We start from the raw sequence: 16,243 nt of genomic DNA, 5'->3' as shown, positions 1-16,243 counted from the left end.
CCCATTAAAAGATGTTCTACATACGTGAGACCTATCTGAATTCACCTATCATTATCCTATAAAAATGATAGAGAGAAAAATACGAATCATGAGAAGAATATATTAAAGAAAATTAGCTAGCATGAGGCCCGTTGGATACAGTCTTCACACCAGCCAATTAGCGGCTTAATAGAAACTTTAACTTTTGAGTGTCACTTCATAATTACATGTTTTTTCTCAGGTTGCTCACTTATAGTCTCTTAATCACACGTTTATGCAATATCAAGTCTAGCAACTATAGCCACAAGAATTTGGACTAATACTTGAATATTTAAAGCTACTTGAGTATCCGTAGTTGTAACGTTTACACACTTTGAACCTATGATAATGGTTTTCTGTGTATTTCGTTGTTTAGATTTGAAAAGTTGTTTTAGATCCTGAACTACCCCTTTTCCTACTTCATTGTCACCAACTGATATACTAATAACAACTGCGATTGCAACTTGAATAGCTGCTTGCAAAGATAATGCTATTTGAGTATCTGTTGTATGCACTTCTACATTCTCTGAATCTTTGACGACGATCCACTCGAAGGATTGCTGTGTGATTGATGTGATTTGATCCGCTTCTTGCGTGACTTCTGCATCATCTTTACAATGGAAATTGTCTAATGCTCTCCAATTATTTTCACTCATTTTTTCTTCTCACCTCTTATTTTATTTTATTGAATTTACGCGATATCTAATTTAACAACAATAGCTAGAAGAGCTTCCAGCATTACTTGAAGGCTTGCAGCGATATCTGTGTCAGTAGTTGTAATCCTAACATCCTTTGAATTTTCGATATGAATTTTTTGTATATTCTTTTGCTCAGAATCAAAGTGTTGAAGAAGGTCTTGAACAACACTATCGCTGTCATCTGAATCTGCAATTGTAATTTTGAGTACCAATGCGATTGCGAGCTGTAAAGCTAATTGCAGGGAAACAGCTGCTTGAGATTCGGTAGTATGAACAAAAATGTTACCTGAATCTTTAATAAAGATTACTTCATCTGATTCTTGGATTTGAGCAGTGAACTGATCAGCGTCCTGGACTATCTCTGCCATGCGCCGCTTATCCTCTTCCCTTTTAACATCATGTTTATGGCTAAAATATTTTGACATTTTTCTACCACTCCTTTGTGATTTAGTCCTTATAAAATATGAGCTTCTTCACTTTTTGATTGGACAAAAAGCTCAAATGTAACGTGTCTTCCTGAAATAAAAAACGCCTGATAATCAGGCGCTCAAAATAATCATTTTTAAGTGTTTTTGTTATCTCCAGTTGATGATTTTACAAATGATTCTACTTGGTTGGTCAAATCACTAACTAATTCTTTTATCATTAGCTTTTGTTCATCGGATAAATTTTCTTTGGCCTTCTCGACGTTAATTCCATTTTTCCGAAAAAGATCACTTACCAGTAAATTAATAATCTGCTGAGGGATCAACTGTGGGGATTGATTTTGGTCATCACTCACAAATTTCACTCCTTTAATTGAAATATAATCTGGATTATGATATGTAAGTCCCCATTGTTATTCCTGTACAATTTACATACAAAATAAAAAAATAGAACGTTTAAAAGTAAAGAGGCACACTGCAGTTGATAGAATGTGCCTTTTCGACCAGCGTTTCACTTAAACCCTCTGAGTGGGACTAGCCCACATATCGTAATTAAATCGAACATATAAGAAATCCTGCTGAGGTTTCTATAAAATTTTAGCTTCAATACAATTAATTAAAGAATAGTAATTAACTATTTTATAGATGGTAACTTAAAAGTTGATATGAGAACTCAAAATTATAATTTACGAATAATAAATCCAAAATATCTTTATTCAATTTTCGATTGGTGTAAAGTGTGGTAATAGATTTTAAATTAAGAACCTGCCAAACCATCTTTACATATACTGTATGTAAAAAAAGGCGGATTCACATATGAAAAAATATTATTGTGGGCATTGTCATTCTATCCAAGAAACGCTGAAAGTCTGTCATGTTTGTGGACAGGATCAGATGAAAGAAATTTTTATTACGATTCAGCATAATGAGAAGAAGGGTGACAATTAACCGAATATAATTGATAAAGAATCTGCCTTGATCAGTTAGGGTGGATTTTTTGTATCTGAGTGATGATAAGGATCATTTACATAGAGGAGCGGGGAGGGAGAGGTAATATTTGTATGAAATCAGATTTTGATTGAAAATGATTATCATTGATGATACACTGAATTTATAATGAGAGACGTTATCAATTAACTTCGTGACAGGGAAGGTGAATGTTGATGGTTTGGTTATTTGTTGGAACAACGGTAACAGCCTTAAGCGGAGTCATGATTTATGTACTAAATAATGTAGCGAATCCAAAAGTTTTAGAAGCTCATTCACAATCGAATCCAAATATATAAGCTTGGACGATAGGTCCAGGCTTATTTTTTTTACTTTAATACAAAATTATGGGCAATTATCTCAATTTTCGCTAAAATAAAAAAGATAATGAATTCAAGTAAGGGGATAATGATGACAGCGCATACAAGGGGAGCAACACTAAGTCAGCTTTACGCAATTTATAAGTACTTTGAACAAGATGGAGATCAGGTTCGAGCACAAAAAATCACTGATATTATGAATAAAGTAAATGAAAATGAATATAGTTTAGCATTTTGCGGACATTTTTCAGCCGGAAAATCTACTCTCATTAATTATATTTTGAAACAGGCAATTTTACCTTCCAGTCCAATTCCTACGAGTGCCAATATTGTTAAAATACGAAGCGGAGATGGCGAAGCAAGAGTCTTCTTAAATAATGAAAAATGTTTAGTCTTTCAGCCGCCAATCGATTTTAACAGGATTAAGGAATTTGCGAGAAACGGTGAATCTATACAAAAAATTGAGCTAAGGATTCAGAATTTTCCATACAGTGACCAGTTAGTGTTATTGGATACTCCAGGAATTGACTCAACAGATGAAGCTCATGAACTATCGGCTGCCTCTTCATTCCATTTGGCTGATGCGGTTTTTTATGTGACCGATTACAATCATATACAATCTGAAATAAATTTTCAGTTCACACGGGATCTTGCGCGAATGGGGAAACGTATATTTGTCATCATTAATCAAATTGACAAACATAATGAAGATGAACTTTCATTTATTTCACTCAAACAAAGTGTAAAGCAAGCTTTTAAGGAATGGGATATCTCCGTTGAAGAATTCTATTTTACCACTATGAAGGAAGAGAAACATCCATATAATCAAGTAGATCAAGTAATTGAAAAAATATCTGAATTGGCTAGTCTTCCACCGGCTTACGATGTGAAGGTACTTCTTGATCAATTGATGACCGAGCATTTAAATTGGAAAGAAACAGATTCCAATCGAGCAAGAAATCACCTGGAACATCAGTTGCAGGACAATCAGAACCAACACCTTATAGAATTAATTGATTCTGCTGAAGTGTTCAGTAAAAGTATAATTGATTTTCGTGATCAAGAAGAAAGTGTATTTGACGAACAAATTGGCCATATTATCGAGAATAGCAATATTACTCCTTATGAAACAAGAGAATTGGCAAAAGCCTATCTAGAATCTAATGTTTCGTCCTTTAAAGTTGGGAGATTATTCGGAAAAAGTAAAACAGAACAGGAAAAAGGAAAGCGTAAGCTGGATTTGATTCAAACGATTAAACAGCAGACAGAATCTACGATTTTATGGAATCTTAATGACTATTTTCAAAGAATGATGAATGACTATCCGGGGCAAAAACAAGAAGGTTTAGATATCATCCAATCTTATGACTACACGATTCCATACGAGGATTTTATCCAGATGGAATCGCTTGCTTCTGTTACTGGGGATTTGGTGCTGAACTTTTCAAAAGACTTGGCAGGCTCCATAAAAAAAGAAGCAGGTAAAAAAGCGTTAACTCTCTTTGAAACCTTGGGGAACCTTTGGGAAGAGGAAAGGGAGCAACGTATGAATCAGATTGAAGAGGAATTAAAGTCCGAACAGTCTAATCTTCAAAAAATCTGGCAGGAATGGCAAGTAGAATTGTCTAATCAACGGAAATATAAGGATAAAATAAAAGCTGAATTAACGAAACGTTCCAAGTATCCGATGACAGAAGTAATGACCTTCCTCCAGGGCCAACAGATAGCTGAGACTATAGTGGAGATGAATCATAAAGAGCTTCTGAGCAAAGAACCCGAACCAAATGAGAATATGGTTTCGACGGATATTGAGCAGACGAAATCTGTCTATACTCCGGAGCAAATGGCTCTAAAGCTGCAAAACGCATCCCAGGCGATTATCCAGCTGCCGGGTATGGAAAAGCTCGCGCAGGAACTGAAAAATCGTGCAGATTCTTTGCTGAATCAAACCTATACTCTAGCGCTATTTGGTGCTTTCAGCGCTGGAAAATCATCATTCGCCAATGCGCTCCTCGGAGCAAATGTTTTACCAGTATCGCCGAATCCTACGACCGCGGTGATTAATCGAATTTTGCCGCCAACCGATATTTATAAGCACGGTACAGCGATCATTCATGCTAAAACAGAGGCAATGCTGCTGGATGATTTAAATGAGCTGATGTCTGAGAGTGGTTTGAAAGTACAAGATATAGCAATGGCAAAAAAACAGGCGAAAATCATGCTGAAGAAACAAAGTTATGCACTTGGCCTGAAGGTTTCTTTCCTAGAGGCCTTTATCGAGGGGATCGATTCATTTGAAGAAAACCTTGGTAAAAATTTTACAGTGTCAATTGAAGAGTTTCCTGAATTTGCAACGGACGAGTCAAAATCATGCTTTATTGAACGCATAGATTTATATTATGATTGCGACCTAACTCGTAAAGGGATTATTTTAGTAGACACACCTGGAGCGGACTCTGTTAATGCTAGACATACAGGTACGTCATTCAATTATATAAAACATTCGGATGCCATTTGTTTTATTACGTATTATAATCACCCATTTTCCCGAGCAGACCGTAATTTTCTTGATCAACTTGGACGGGTAAAGGATTCATTCAGTATGGACAAGATGTTCTTTCTTTTAAATGCGGCAGATTTAGCTGAGAATTTGGATGAGAGGAAGTTGGTTGAGGGTTACTTACGGAGTGAATTACAGACATCTGGCATCCATAATCCGCGTATATATCCGATTTCAAGCCGGGCAGAACTTCAACGAAGGACCGGCGTATTCAATCAAGAGAATGAGGAATATACCAAGCTGTTTACTTTTTTTGAATCATCTTTTTATACATTCATTCAACACGAACTAAAAGGGATATTAATTCATGCAGGCGAGAAGGATTTGAAAAAAACGCTACAGCTTACGAGCCGTCTGGTTGAACTGTCGAGTGAAAGTCAGGAGCAAAAGGTAAAAAGGCGTGCCGAATTGCATGAAGACTGGGAACAAGTCCTAGATAAATTAAATGAAAAAACATTTAATCATCAAGTAGCCCAAATGAAACAGGAAACAGAAGAGCTGATTCATTTTAGTAAGCAACGGATCAACCTGAACTTCTCGAATTATTTCAGAGAAATTTTTAACCCAGGTACGTTAAAGGATAATCGTCAATCCCTTATAATGTGTACGAACCGACTGCTTGATCAAATACGAATCGAATTAGAGAATGAAATACAGGCTACATCGTTACGGTTAGAAGTCATGATGAGAAAAAGCATACAGGATGCCTATATCGAGTTGGTTAAAGATATTCAATCTATCCACAAAGATTGGTCATTCAGTGAACCGAATATAGCAATTGAATCTGAATATAGAACGGAAAGAGTGCTCCCCAATCTAACGGCAGACCATTTTAAAGAAGAATTGAAAATTTTTAAAGGAACACAACAATTTTTTGAAAGGAATGGCAGGAAATTATTATCGGATGCCTTTTTGAGTAGATTAAATGAACAACTCAACGTTTACTATTCTGAACAGCAGATTAAGTTAATAAGCCACTTTGAAAAAGCCATTCATTATTTGAGCCTTTCTTTGATTGACGAAATGAAAATGGAAGGAATGGAACGATTGAAGGGTATGGAAATGACTTTGAATAAGCAAGCGAATACGGAAATGTACTTGGAGTCAGAGAGGAAAATTAAGCTGATTTTGGAATCAGGAAAGGAGAATGAGCTTGCAGCTGGTAAAAGAACCTGAGTGGCTCTTTGATCATTTGAATCATAATCATGTGCGTGTGATTGATTGCCAATTCAGTTTGTCAAATGTAAAGTTGGGAAGAGAAAAGTACAGGGAGCTCCATATACCTGGTGCGTTTTTTATGGATGTCGCTCAGGATTTATCCGGGCCTGTTTCAAAACATGGCGGCAGACATCCTATCCCTGGCAGAAAAGAGTTTATCGAAAAAATGAAAGTTGCCGGAATAGAGGAGCATTCCATCGTAATTGCCTATGATGGAGGGGAAGGAGCTTTTGCAGGACGTTTCCTTTGGTTAGCTCAGTATTACGGCTATGATCATGTATATGTCCTGAATGGAGGATTAAAAGCTTGGCTCAAGAAAGGGTATCCAGTAACACCAAATATCCCCAAACCCACTCCGTCCGATTATATGCCATCTGCAAACAAGAATCTCTTAGCCACTTATCTTGAGGTAAAGGAGTGGACAGAAAGTAATCGGCATGGCTATTTGATTGATTCAAGAGAATCCGAACGGTATAAAGGCAAGCATGAGCCGATTGATCATAAAGCCGGGCATATACCAGACGCAATTAATATGGTTTGGACCGAAAATTTTAGGGATGGCAAGTATTTGTCTGAAGCAGAGATGGAAAAACGTTTTGAACATTTACAGAAGGATGAACCAATCATTGTGTATTGCGGTTCCGGCATTACAGCCACTCCAAATTTTATTGCACTTAAGGAAGCTGGTTTTATGAATGTAAAACTATATGCCGGCAGTTTTAGTGATTGGATATCCTATCCTGAAAGTGAAATAAAAACTGACCAATAAATTGGTTTGATGGGAATTTTTTTAGAGGAGAATGAAACCAGGATGTGTTACAATCTGATAACATGGAGTCAGATTGCAGGGGGATTAGGATGAGTGAAAATAACAATTCATTATTATTAATAGATGGTTTCAACTTACTTAGCAGAGGTTATTTTGCGACTGCTTACGGAAAAACGGAAGATCAACTATATAGAAATAAAAACGGGGTCTATACGAATGCGTTACGGGTATTTTTTCAAAAAATGTTCAGCCTCATTAAAACACATCAAGTCACTCATTTAGGGGTAGCATGGGATGTGAAGCGTGAGGAATCATCCCGCAGACAGAAATTTGATTTTTATAAAGCAACACGCGGAGAATTGCCTGCACCGTTAATCATGCAATATGAGACACTGCGTTCGAGTCTGGAACGGATTGGTGTTCCGCAACTGTCTGTACCATCCTATGAAGCAGATGATGTGATAGGCACGATCTCTACTATGTGGAGCGCAAGTAACATGGGAAAATGCTTCATATACAGTAATGATCGCGATCTCTTTCAATTGCTGAATGAGAATACGAGCCAAATAATCGCAAGTAAGACGGGTGACAAGGTTTATACAATTGATCATTTCCGCGAGGATTTTGGAATCGAATCTGCGCAATGGGTGGATGTTAAAGCGTTACTGGGGGATACAAGTGATAATATTCCTGGTTGTCCGGGTATCGGTGAAAAGACAGCTCTGCCACTTATTCAGCATTATCAAACACTTGAAGGTGTCTATGAACAGCTGGAATTATTAGATCCAAAATTCAATCGATGTAAAAAGAAACTGGCTGCCGGACAGGAGTCGGCCTTTATCAGTAAAGAATTAGCCCAAATTATTTGCCAAATAGATGTATTTGAGGATTGGACTCATGATCATCTAATGTTTGATATCGATTATGACATATTGGCAAGTGAGCTGGATGACTTGGAACTTAAAATTCGTGTCAGTTAAAAGATGACTGTATCCGTAAACAATCGAGCTTTATACCTAAGGGTTTAAAGCTCGTATTTTTTTATCCTTTTGATTCATTCAAACATACAAAATAAACGGTATAACATTTACTATATTTGATAGCAAGCAGCATAGAATGACAAAGGAGGAGATGTGAAGTGGGGTATATTGAAGACCTGAGAGCGATTGTTGGCCATCGACCATTGATTTTAGTCGGTTCGGTTGCGGTTATTATAGATGAAAAGGGCAGATTATTATTGCAACAAAGGAAATTTCCCATGGAATCATGGGGGCTGGCTGTCGGATTAATGGAATTGGGAGAAACGACTGAGGAAGTGGCCAGACGAGAAGTCGAGGAAGAGACTGGCCTTAAGGTAGGCAAGCTTCATTTTATAAATGTTTATTCAGGATCGGATTATTTTGTTAAGGTTGAAAACGGTGATGAATTTTATTGCGTAACGGTAGCGTATTATACAGATGAATATACAGGTGAACTAAATGTAGATGATCGTGAATCGATAAAATTTGAATACTTCTATCCTGATGAGCTACCGCAAAAAATCGTCAAAAGTCACAAAAAAATTATAGATGAATATCTATCTAAACATGTCGCGCATAAATAAAACAGATTCTCTTTAGATTTATGAAAAGAGAAGAGAGGGATCATCACTTTCAGATAATTCGACAAAAAGCTATATCCAACTTATGAAAAATGTTTTACAATGATAGAGTACTTTAAACAAGGAGTGTGTTTGGGGATACATGGAAAAATTAGAAGATTATATATGTATGTTATCTTCAAAAGGCTTTAAACTTGGAGAAGAGGCAATAGGATTTATCTATTTTGGAAAACAGTTAACTTCAGCACCAGACTGGATCGTAAGTATAGCGTTAGAATATACATTAAAGGCTCAAAAGAGATTTGATGGCGGGTTTTATATATCCTTACTAGAAACATTAGTTAATAGTAAAATCACTAACAGAAAAGAAGCGGATCATATAATGGAAAAACTTGGATTACAAGTATCGTAGTTACCTTATTATATCAGGGTAAGGTTCTTTTAAGTGATTCTGATTATAATAACTTAAAGTCCCATTGGTTAATTCATCACAATGGATGTCATTCTTGCACTAAACTTTTTTAAAGGTATCCCATTAATAAGAAAATGGGGACTGGTTATAATGGTTTTAACAGTAGATGGATGAGTATAGGGTAGAGAAAAGACATTTAAAAAGATGTCTTTTTTATTTTAGATATAGCTCCACTAATTTAAAGATGATCATATATATGATTGGCGAACGGTTATAGGGTAAGTCAGAGTGAATAATAACGTTATAAAGATTTGCCACAAATGCTTGAGGTTCGGGAAGTCTGCTAATGTTTTACAATTGCAAAATAAAAGACCTCACAATAAAGAGGTCAGGGTACATTCATTTTGTCTGGATTTTCAAAATCATTGATCAAGTGCTTTACTCAGCCTCATTCATTTGCACTGCTTTACGAGATAACTGGTCAGCTGATTTATTCTGGGACTCAGGTATCCATTTGATGAAGAATAAACTGAATTGTGACGAAAGCTCCAGAGCCTGATTAAGTAATTGTCTATATGGCTCTTTTTTAACATACTCTTTTTCCATTGCATCAGCGACATGCTTTGAATCTGTACGAACAGAAATCACTTCATACTTTCTATCCAGGCATATTTTCAAAGCATGAATGAGAGCCAGATATTCAGCTTCATGGTTATTTTTGATGCCAAGGGGTATGGAATACCGATAGACTTCTCCATCTGCTTTTATAAAAATACCAGCACCGCTTGGACCTGGATTTCCTTTTGCTGCGCCGTCCACATATACTTCTATCATACAAAAACATCCTTTCAAAATAAAAGGTACATCAGTTTTTATCAATTGTCTACAGTAATAGTTTTTATGTCATCAGGATAATTTATATATAGGTATGTAATTAGGATTTCGGACCGGAAAGGAAGAAAGAAATGAAAGTAATATTGAAGTGGGTGTACCATAAATCGAAAATGCCTTCGGTAACGTTTACATCAGAAGAATTGGATAGCCAGTTTGCTTTAAAAATTGCCAATGATTTAGAAAGTACCGGAAGATTGCGTGAACTCATTATTATTGATGAACTTGGTCAGGAATGGACCAGGAAACAATTTCAGAAGTTAACGGAAGATATTGATGGGTCACCTCAAAATGTCACCATCTATTTTGATGGAAGCCATAAACCGGGTGAAACGATTGCAGGGGCGGGTATTGCAATCTATTACACTCAAAACAATAAAAAATACCGTTTGCGTAACAATGAGCGTTTTGATTATATCGAAAACAATAATGAGGCAGAATATTGTGCGTTGCTGGCAGCTGTCCAAAAGTTGGAGCAATTGGGTGTGAAGCATCAAAAAATTATGATTAAAGGTGATTCTCAAGTTGTTTTGAAACAATTAACAGGAGAATGGCCCTGTTATGAGGAAAATTTGAATAAGTGGTTGGATCGGATTGAACAAAAACTTAAAGATCTTGGATTACATGTCGAGGTCATGGCGATTCCAAGAAAAGAAAATGAAGAAACGCATCGGTTGGCAACTCAGGCACTTGAAGACATCAAGATAGACAGCCAAATTGAATTACCAAACATGGGGTGACAGGTCTATGAAAAAGAAAAAAAGGAAAAAGGCCATGCTAAAACAAGTCGATTCATTATTGAACATGTATTGTGAGGGTTGCTTTTTACACAAACAAAATGTCCTTGATAATGGTCGCACTTATGCACACCGCTTCTGTATTAATCAGTGCACGGTTGGTGAATCATTGAAACAAATTGGAGCAAATTTAAATCAAAATACAGAACAGCCGCCTATTCAGTAGACGGCTGTTAATTTTGGTTCCTTATTGAACTTTTTGAACGTTAGTTGCTTGTGGTCCTCTTTCTCCATCAACGATTTCGAAAGTAACTTCTTCGCCTTCTTCTAAAGATTTGTATCCTTCACCTTGAATTGCTGTAAAATGAACAAATACATCTTCTCCGCCTTCAACTTCGATAAAACCAAAACCTTTTTCATTGTTAAACCATTTCACTTTACCGTTTTGCATAAAACTATTCCTCCTAAAACTGTGGCCACTTTGTGCCAATTACTATTTATCATAACTTTTAGATAAGCCATGATAATCTCAATATACAACATTCAAATATCCGGTGTCAAAATGGATTTTAAAAAATTTTTGAAAATTTTATGAATTTGGAGAATGGGTAGATAAGTATGGTATAATTTGTTAAAAACAAGCGGATTATATTTTCGGGGGGACCTGATGGATACACGTCAAAAAGGTTTATCTAATTATCTTTTGGAAACGGTCTATACGGACCAATTGCTAAAAGATTTAAGGGGAAATATAGAGGGAAAATTATCTGCTAAGAAAAGGGATGAGCAAGTGCGATCAATGCCGATAGCAGAGGTATCTTTAAGTATGGATCAAGCATGCAGTGACTTTCGCAATATTTTTAATGATATAAATAGGAATGGAATAGAATCTGTTAGGCGAATCAGGCAGGAGATTATCCCAGTTATAAAGAATGCTTCATCCAGTCCCAGAATTTTTGAGTTACTTCATCAAAATAAAAGTAAAGAGGAGTATACTTACTGGCATTCCATATGTGTTGGAATTCTGTCCGGCATTATTGGGAATTGGCTGAGACTGACTTCAGGAGAGCTTGAAGAATTGATGGTTGGCGCAGTATTGCATGATATCGGAAAAACCATGATTCCTGAAGAAATTATAAATAAAACAGGTAAGCTAACATCTAAGGAATACACTATAATGATGAAGCATACTGTCTATGGCCATGAATTATTAAGTGGATTGAATACGATTCCAGATTCAGCCGGCATTGTTGCTCTCCAGCATCATGAAAGAGAGGATGGGATGGGATATCCTTCTGGCTTGAGAGGAGATCAAATTCATTATTTCTCTAAAATTGTAGCCATTGCCGATATCTATCATGCTATGTCTTCAGAAAGAGTTTATCATGAAGCAACTCCGTTTTATTTAATCATCGAACAAATGCAAAATGATATATATGGAAGATTAGACGCCCATATTTTATTGGTTTTCATGGAGGGATTGCTCCAGGCTCTTGTGGGGAAAAAAGTAAAATTGAGCAATGGTGAATGCGGGTGGATCCTTCTCCTAAATCGTTATAATCCACTCAAGTCTCTAGTGAAGACAGAGAGAGGGATCATTGACTTAATGGCATTCCCGGAAATAGAAATTGTTAAAATCATCAATGAAGTTTAATAATCATATATCGAAAAAAGACAGCACACATGGTGCCGCACCCCAAAAGTTAGAATAAAAAAAACTAACTTTTAGGGGTCACTACCCATCGCTGTCTTTTTTACATTAACCATTTTAAATAATTACCACTGATATGGGGTTGTCTGGTAAACATAATAGTTCAGCCAATTTGAAAATAGAAGGCTGGCGTGGCTTTTCCAAGTGTGAAAAGGCAGCGAATCGGGGTCATTATCAGGAAAATAATTTTCAGGTATGGGGGCAAGTGGTCCCTTCGCTAAGTCCCGTCTATATTCCTGAGCAAGTGTTGTAACCTCATATTCCGGATGACCGGTTACCATGATTAACCGTTTGTCCCTAGAGGCGATCAAAAATAAACCAGCCTCATCAGATTCTGCCAGGACAATCAAATCTTCATGATTTTTTATTTTTTGTTCTTCAACATCTGTATATCTTGAATGTGGAGCGAAAAAAACATCATCAAACCCTCTCACAAGGCTTTCATATGGCTGCAGGACTTTATGCTTGTAAATACCAGTGCATTTCTTGTTTAATACTTGCTTTGATACTCCAAAATGATGATATAGAGCAGCTTGAGCTCCCCAGCATATATGGAGAGAGGATGTTACATGTTTTTTTGACCAATCCATAATTTCCACTAGTTCACTCCAATAATTCACTCTCTCGAACTCCATTTTCTCAACGGGAGCGCCTGTGATGATTAAGCCATCAAAACGCTTGTCCGATATTTCATGAAAGGTTGAGTAAAATCGCTCTAAATGTGAATGGGATGTATTTTTACTTTCATGTGTTTTCATCCTTAAAAAGGTAATATTAACTTGCAAAGGAGTATTTCCGAGTAACCGCAATAGTTGTATTTCAGTTTTCTCTTTTTCTGGCATTAAATTTAAAATAAGAATTGTTAAAGGTCGTATATCCTGATGGTGTGCACGTTTATCATCCATTACAAAAATATTTTCTTCTTCCAAAATGTGTCTGGCTGGTAATTTATTTGGAATAGTAATTGGCAAGATATGGACCTCCCTGTTTATAATTGTTTAAAATATTTGGAATAATAGAATAATACTACCTATTGTATTCATATTTTCATGAGGTTGTAAATAATAATGTGCGTTTGATATATATTTTTTGTTAAACTAATTATGACTATTGTTTAGGGGGGACAACATGAATTTAAACACAGTTATAAAAAGTGATATTGAGATTGCATTAAATGCAAAAATGAAACCCATTAAAGAAATTGCTAAAACCATTGGCTTAAATGAGGACGATTGGGAAGCATACGGTAAATATAAAGGGAAGATTTCTCTGGACGTTTTAAAAACTAGAAGTACAAAAAAGGACGGAAAATTAATTCTTGTCACTTCTATTAACCCTACTAAAGCAGGGGAAGGAAAATCAACAGTAACCGTTGGTTTAGGAGATGCTTTTTCGCTTCTTGGCAAGAAATCAATGATTGCGATGAGAGAACCTTCCCTCGGTCCTGTTATGGGAGTTAAGGGGGGAGCAACTGGCGGCGGTTATTCGCAGGTGCTGCCGATGGATGAAATAAATCTGCACTTTACTGGAGATCTTCATGCTATTACGACAGCAAATAATGCACTGGCTGCTCTGATAGATAATCATATTCACCAGGGAAATGAACTACAAATTGACCCACGTAAAATCATTTGGAAAAGGGTTCTTGATATGAATGACCGCTCCCTTCGCCATATTGTCATCGGTCTTGGCGGGGACAAGCACGGGATACCGCGTGAAGATGGCTTTGATATCACCGTTGCTTCTGAAATAATGGCCATTTTGTGCCTTGCGATAGACTTAGACGATTTAAAAAATAAATTAGGTAAAATTATGATTGGATATAACTATCATGATAAGCCTGTTTATGTATCTGATTTAGGGGTGGAAGGAGCATTGACTTTATTGCTGAAAGAAGCATTAAAGCCTAATTTAGTTCAGACCATTGAACATACCCCGGCCCTTATTCATGGCGGTCCATTTGCGAATATAGCACATGGATGCAATAGCGTGCTTGCCACAAAAACAGCCCTTAAACTGGCAGATTATTGTGTGACAGAAGCGGGATTTGGAGCTGATTTGGGTGGGGAGAAATTCCTGAATATTAAGACAAAAGCGGCGGATATTAGACCGGATGCCGTTGTCATTGTAGCTACGTTAAGAGCCTTAAAAATGCATGGTGGAGTAAACTCGGATAAACTTAAAGAAGAAAATCTAAAGGCATTAGAAAAAGGTTTTCAGAATTTAATAAAGCATAGTGAAACCATTCAGGCTTTCGGTTTGCCATATATTGTAGCTTTAAATAAATTTTCTGCTGATACTGAAGCAGAAGTGGAGTTATTTAACTCTTTATGTGAGAAGTATAGTTTACCTTATTCATTAACAGAAGTATGGGAAAAAGGTGGACAGGGTGGTATAGATCTCGCTACTAAATTGGAAGAACTTATGATGAAAAAAGCCAATACATTCAAACGTTTGTATGAACCATCGGATTCCCTTCAGCAAAAGATTGAAAAAGTAGCTAAAATTGTATATGGAGCCCAAAAAATCGAATATTCTCCTGATGCTCTGAAACAAATGGAAAAATACGAAGCAGAGGGATGGGGAGAACTCCCTGTTTGTATGGCCAAAACTCAATACTCTTTATCTGACAATCCTCAATTGCTAGGAAGGCCTGAGGGATTTACATTGTATATTAAAAAACTAAAACCTTCTATTGGAGCTGGATTTATTGTGGTACTTACCGGGGATATTATGACTATGCCCGGATTGCCAAAAAGCCCGGCAGCCTTAAAGATGGATGTTGATGAAAGTGGCAATGCAGCAGGACTTTTTTAATCGGATGACTAAATCTATTAATCGGGGGTGATCTAATGTTTGATCCATCTGTTTTTGAAAACCTGAAAGTAGTCGTAGAAGGTGCTTTTTATGACTTGGACTTGGAGGGCGAGCTTGCCATTATTGACAGGCATGACTATGTCGATTTGGCTTATATGTCGCGAATATTTGAGATTAGCACCAGACTTGAAACGTCAAAAGAAAAAGCGGTGGAATGCACGTTATCCTTAAGTGCAGGTTTACAATCTTTTTCATCAGAAAAACTTACTTCTATAACAAAACGCGAGCCGGGATGCGATCTTAAAATTAAATTCAGGTATATTGATCCTGAACACCCTCTCCGCAATATTCATGTTTTAAAACAAATATGGGATAAAGGCTACACCTATAGGGTTTTTAAACATACACCAATTGGATTTAAGCATGAAGATCCTTTCGTAACAATTGAAATCAAACAGGATAAACCGTTATACGAGGATGAAATTGATCAGCTGCATTCCTATGTAAAACAAGTCCTGCATATACTAAAAACAGATGCCTAGTTCTTCAAGTATAAAAACAATAATGAATCGGTGATGTAATTTCAGCGGGAGTGAAGATGATGAATATATATGATTTTAAGGCAAACTTAATTAATGGAGATGAAATCTCCTTTGAACAATATACGGATAAAGTCTTGCTAATTGTTAATACAGCCAGTAAATGTGGATTTACACCGCAATACAAAGAGTTGGAAGATTTATATCAAAAGTACAAGAGTCAGGGCTTGGTTGTCCTGGGATTTCCGTGCAACCAATTTATGAATCAGGAGCCAGGCGATGACATGGAGATCCATTCGTTCTGTCGAACAAATTATGGCATCACTTTCCCCATGTTTTCTAAAGTGGATGTCAGAGGAGACCAAGCACACCCCTTATTTACCTACTTAACCGAACAGGCACCTGGTATGATGGGTTCGAAAGCAATCAAATGGAATTTCACAAAATTTCTCATTGATCGCAAGGGTACGATTGTGAAACGATTCGCCCCGTCCACAAAACTGTCTGAAGTAGAGAAAAGCATTAATGATTTATTATAGGA

Annotated in this window: 18 protein-coding genes; 12 read left to right on the top strand and 6 right to left on the bottom strand. The window is 36.6% G+C overall.

Features of this window, described 5'->3' with window-relative positions; genetic code table 11:
• Positions 1 to 251: 251 nt before the first annotated feature.
• From AC4G3L_RS02745 to AC4G3L_RS02735, 3 genes are all read right to left on the bottom strand, one after another.
• Entirely contained in the window at positions 252 to 674 is a 423-nt protein-coding gene (locus AC4G3L_RS02745) for a spore coat protein (RefSeq protein WP_491075446.1), read from the bottom strand.
• Positions 675 to 709: 35 nt separating this feature from the next.
• Positions 710 to 1,084 (bottom strand): spore coat protein, encoded by a 375-nt coding sequence (locus tag AC4G3L_RS02740; RefSeq protein ID WP_491075445.1) that lies wholly within the window; start codon positions 1,082 to 1,084, stop codon positions 710 to 712.
• Between the two features lie 194 nt (positions 1,085 to 1,278).
• Positions 1,279 to 1,497: a spore coat protein gene (locus tag AC4G3L_RS02735; protein WP_491075444.1), complete on the bottom strand. Its 219-nt coding sequence runs from the start codon at positions 1,495 to 1,497 to the stop codon at positions 1,279 to 1,281.
• An 807-nt stretch (positions 1,498 to 2,304) separates the two neighbouring features.
• Here AC4G3L_RS02735 and AC4G3L_RS02730 point away from each other — a divergent pair.
• The 6 genes from AC4G3L_RS02730 to AC4G3L_RS02705 all read left to right on the top strand — a co-directional run bounded on the left by AC4G3L_RS02730 (position 2,305) and on the right by AC4G3L_RS02705 (position 9,007).
• Positions 2,305 to 2,427 carry a hypothetical protein gene (locus AC4G3L_RS02730; RefSeq protein ID WP_491075443.1) on the top strand — a complete coding sequence of 41 codons (123 nt, stop codon included), beginning with the start codon at positions 2,305 to 2,307 and terminating at the stop codon, positions 2,425 to 2,427.
• 109 nt (positions 2,428 to 2,536) lie between these two features.
• Positions 2,537 to 6,184 carry a dynamin family protein gene (locus AC4G3L_RS02725; protein ID WP_491075442.1) on the top strand — a complete coding sequence of 1,216 codons (3,648 nt, stop codon included), beginning with the start codon at positions 2,537 to 2,539 and terminating at the stop codon, positions 6,182 to 6,184.
• On the top strand, positions 6,162 to 6,995 hold the full coding sequence (locus AC4G3L_RS02720; RefSeq protein WP_491075441.1) for a sulfurtransferase: 834 nt from the start codon (positions 6,162 to 6,164) through the stop codon (positions 6,993 to 6,995). The genes AC4G3L_RS02725 and AC4G3L_RS02720 overlap by 23 nt, the downstream gene beginning before the upstream one ends.
• Positions 6,996 to 7,084: 89 nt before the next feature.
• Positions 7,085 to 7,975 carry a 5'-3' exonuclease gene (locus AC4G3L_RS02715; protein WP_491075440.1) on the top strand — a complete coding sequence of 297 codons (891 nt, stop codon included), beginning with the start codon at positions 7,085 to 7,087 and terminating at the stop codon, positions 7,973 to 7,975.
• Positions 7,976 to 8,133: 158 nt separating this feature from the next.
• Positions 8,134 to 8,598, top strand: a complete 465-nt coding sequence (locus AC4G3L_RS02710) for an NUDIX hydrolase (RefSeq protein ID WP_491075439.1) — start codon at positions 8,134 to 8,136, stop codon at positions 8,596 to 8,598.
• Between the two features lie 139 nt (positions 8,599 to 8,737).
• A complete protein-coding gene (locus AC4G3L_RS02705) occupies positions 8,738 to 9,007 on the top strand; it encodes a DUF6123 family protein (protein ID WP_491075438.1) in 270 nt (89 codons plus the stop codon).
• Between the two features lie 438 nt (positions 9,008 to 9,445).
• Here AC4G3L_RS02705 and AC4G3L_RS02700 read toward each other — a convergent pair whose 3' ends face one another.
• Positions 9,446 to 9,841 (bottom strand): reverse transcriptase-like protein, encoded by a 396-nt coding sequence (locus AC4G3L_RS02700; RefSeq protein WP_491075437.1) that lies wholly within the window; start codon positions 9,839 to 9,841, stop codon positions 9,446 to 9,448.
• 131 nt (positions 9,842 to 9,972) lie between these two features.
• On the opposite strand from AC4G3L_RS02700, the gene AC4G3L_RS02695 reads away from it, so the two are divergent.
• Complete coding sequence (locus AC4G3L_RS02695; RefSeq protein WP_491075436.1) at positions 9,973 to 10,638, top strand: reverse transcriptase-like protein; 666 nt, start codon at positions 9,973 to 9,975, stop codon at positions 10,636 to 10,638.
• A 7-nt stretch (positions 10,639 to 10,645) separates the two neighbouring features.
• Positions 10,646 to 10,861 carry a zinc-finger domain-containing protein gene (locus AC4G3L_RS02690; RefSeq protein WP_491075435.1) on the top strand — a complete coding sequence of 72 codons (216 nt, stop codon included), beginning with the start codon at positions 10,646 to 10,648 and terminating at the stop codon, positions 10,859 to 10,861.
• A 21-nt stretch (positions 10,862 to 10,882) separates the two neighbouring features.
• Here AC4G3L_RS02690 and cspD read toward each other — a convergent pair whose 3' ends face one another.
• Positions 10,883 to 11,086 (bottom strand): cold-shock protein CspD, encoded by a 204-nt coding sequence (cspD, locus tag AC4G3L_RS02685; RefSeq protein WP_491075434.1) that lies wholly within the window; start codon positions 11,084 to 11,086, stop codon positions 10,883 to 10,885.
• Positions 11,087 to 11,302: 216 nt separating this feature from the next.
• On the opposite strand from cspD, the gene AC4G3L_RS02680 reads away from it, so the two are divergent.
• Positions 11,303 to 12,289: an HD-GYP domain-containing protein gene (locus tag AC4G3L_RS02680; RefSeq protein ID WP_491075433.1), complete on the top strand. Its 987-nt coding sequence runs from the start codon at positions 11,303 to 11,305 to the stop codon at positions 12,287 to 12,289.
• A gap of 122 nt (positions 12,290 to 12,411) precedes the next feature.
• On the opposite strand, the gene metA is transcribed toward AC4G3L_RS02680, so the two are convergent.
• The gene (gene metA, locus AC4G3L_RS02675) at positions 12,412 to 13,317 is read right to left on the bottom strand and encodes a homoserine O-acetyltransferase MetA (RefSeq protein WP_491075432.1); all 906 of its coding nucleotides are present in this window, start codon (positions 13,315 to 13,317) and stop codon (positions 12,412 to 12,414) included.
• A 157-nt stretch (positions 13,318 to 13,474) separates the two neighbouring features.
• Between metA and AC4G3L_RS02670 the strand changes: the two genes are divergently transcribed.
• From AC4G3L_RS02670 to AC4G3L_RS02660, 3 genes are read left to right on the top strand one after another with little or no spacing between them, the layout of a single operon-like run.
• Entirely contained in the window at positions 13,475 to 15,163 is a 1,689-nt protein-coding gene (locus AC4G3L_RS02670; RefSeq protein ID WP_491075431.1) for a formate--tetrahydrofolate ligase, read from the top strand.
• A 35-nt stretch (positions 15,164 to 15,198) separates the two neighbouring features.
• Positions 15,199 to 15,705 (top strand): hypothetical protein, encoded by a 507-nt coding sequence (locus AC4G3L_RS02665; protein ID WP_491075430.1) that lies wholly within the window; start codon positions 15,199 to 15,201, stop codon positions 15,703 to 15,705.
• A 59-nt stretch (positions 15,706 to 15,764) separates the two neighbouring features.
• Positions 15,765 to 16,241: a glutathione peroxidase gene (locus tag AC4G3L_RS02660; protein ID WP_491076223.1), complete on the top strand. Its 477-nt coding sequence runs from the start codon at positions 15,765 to 15,767 to the stop codon at positions 16,239 to 16,241.
• Positions 16,242 to 16,243: the final 2 nt, after the last annotated feature.

Source organism: Bacillus sp. z33 (genome assembly GCF_058313615.1).
The sequence above is the reverse complement of the archived record's forward strand: the minus strand, read 5'-3'. Positions and strand labels throughout refer to the sequence as shown.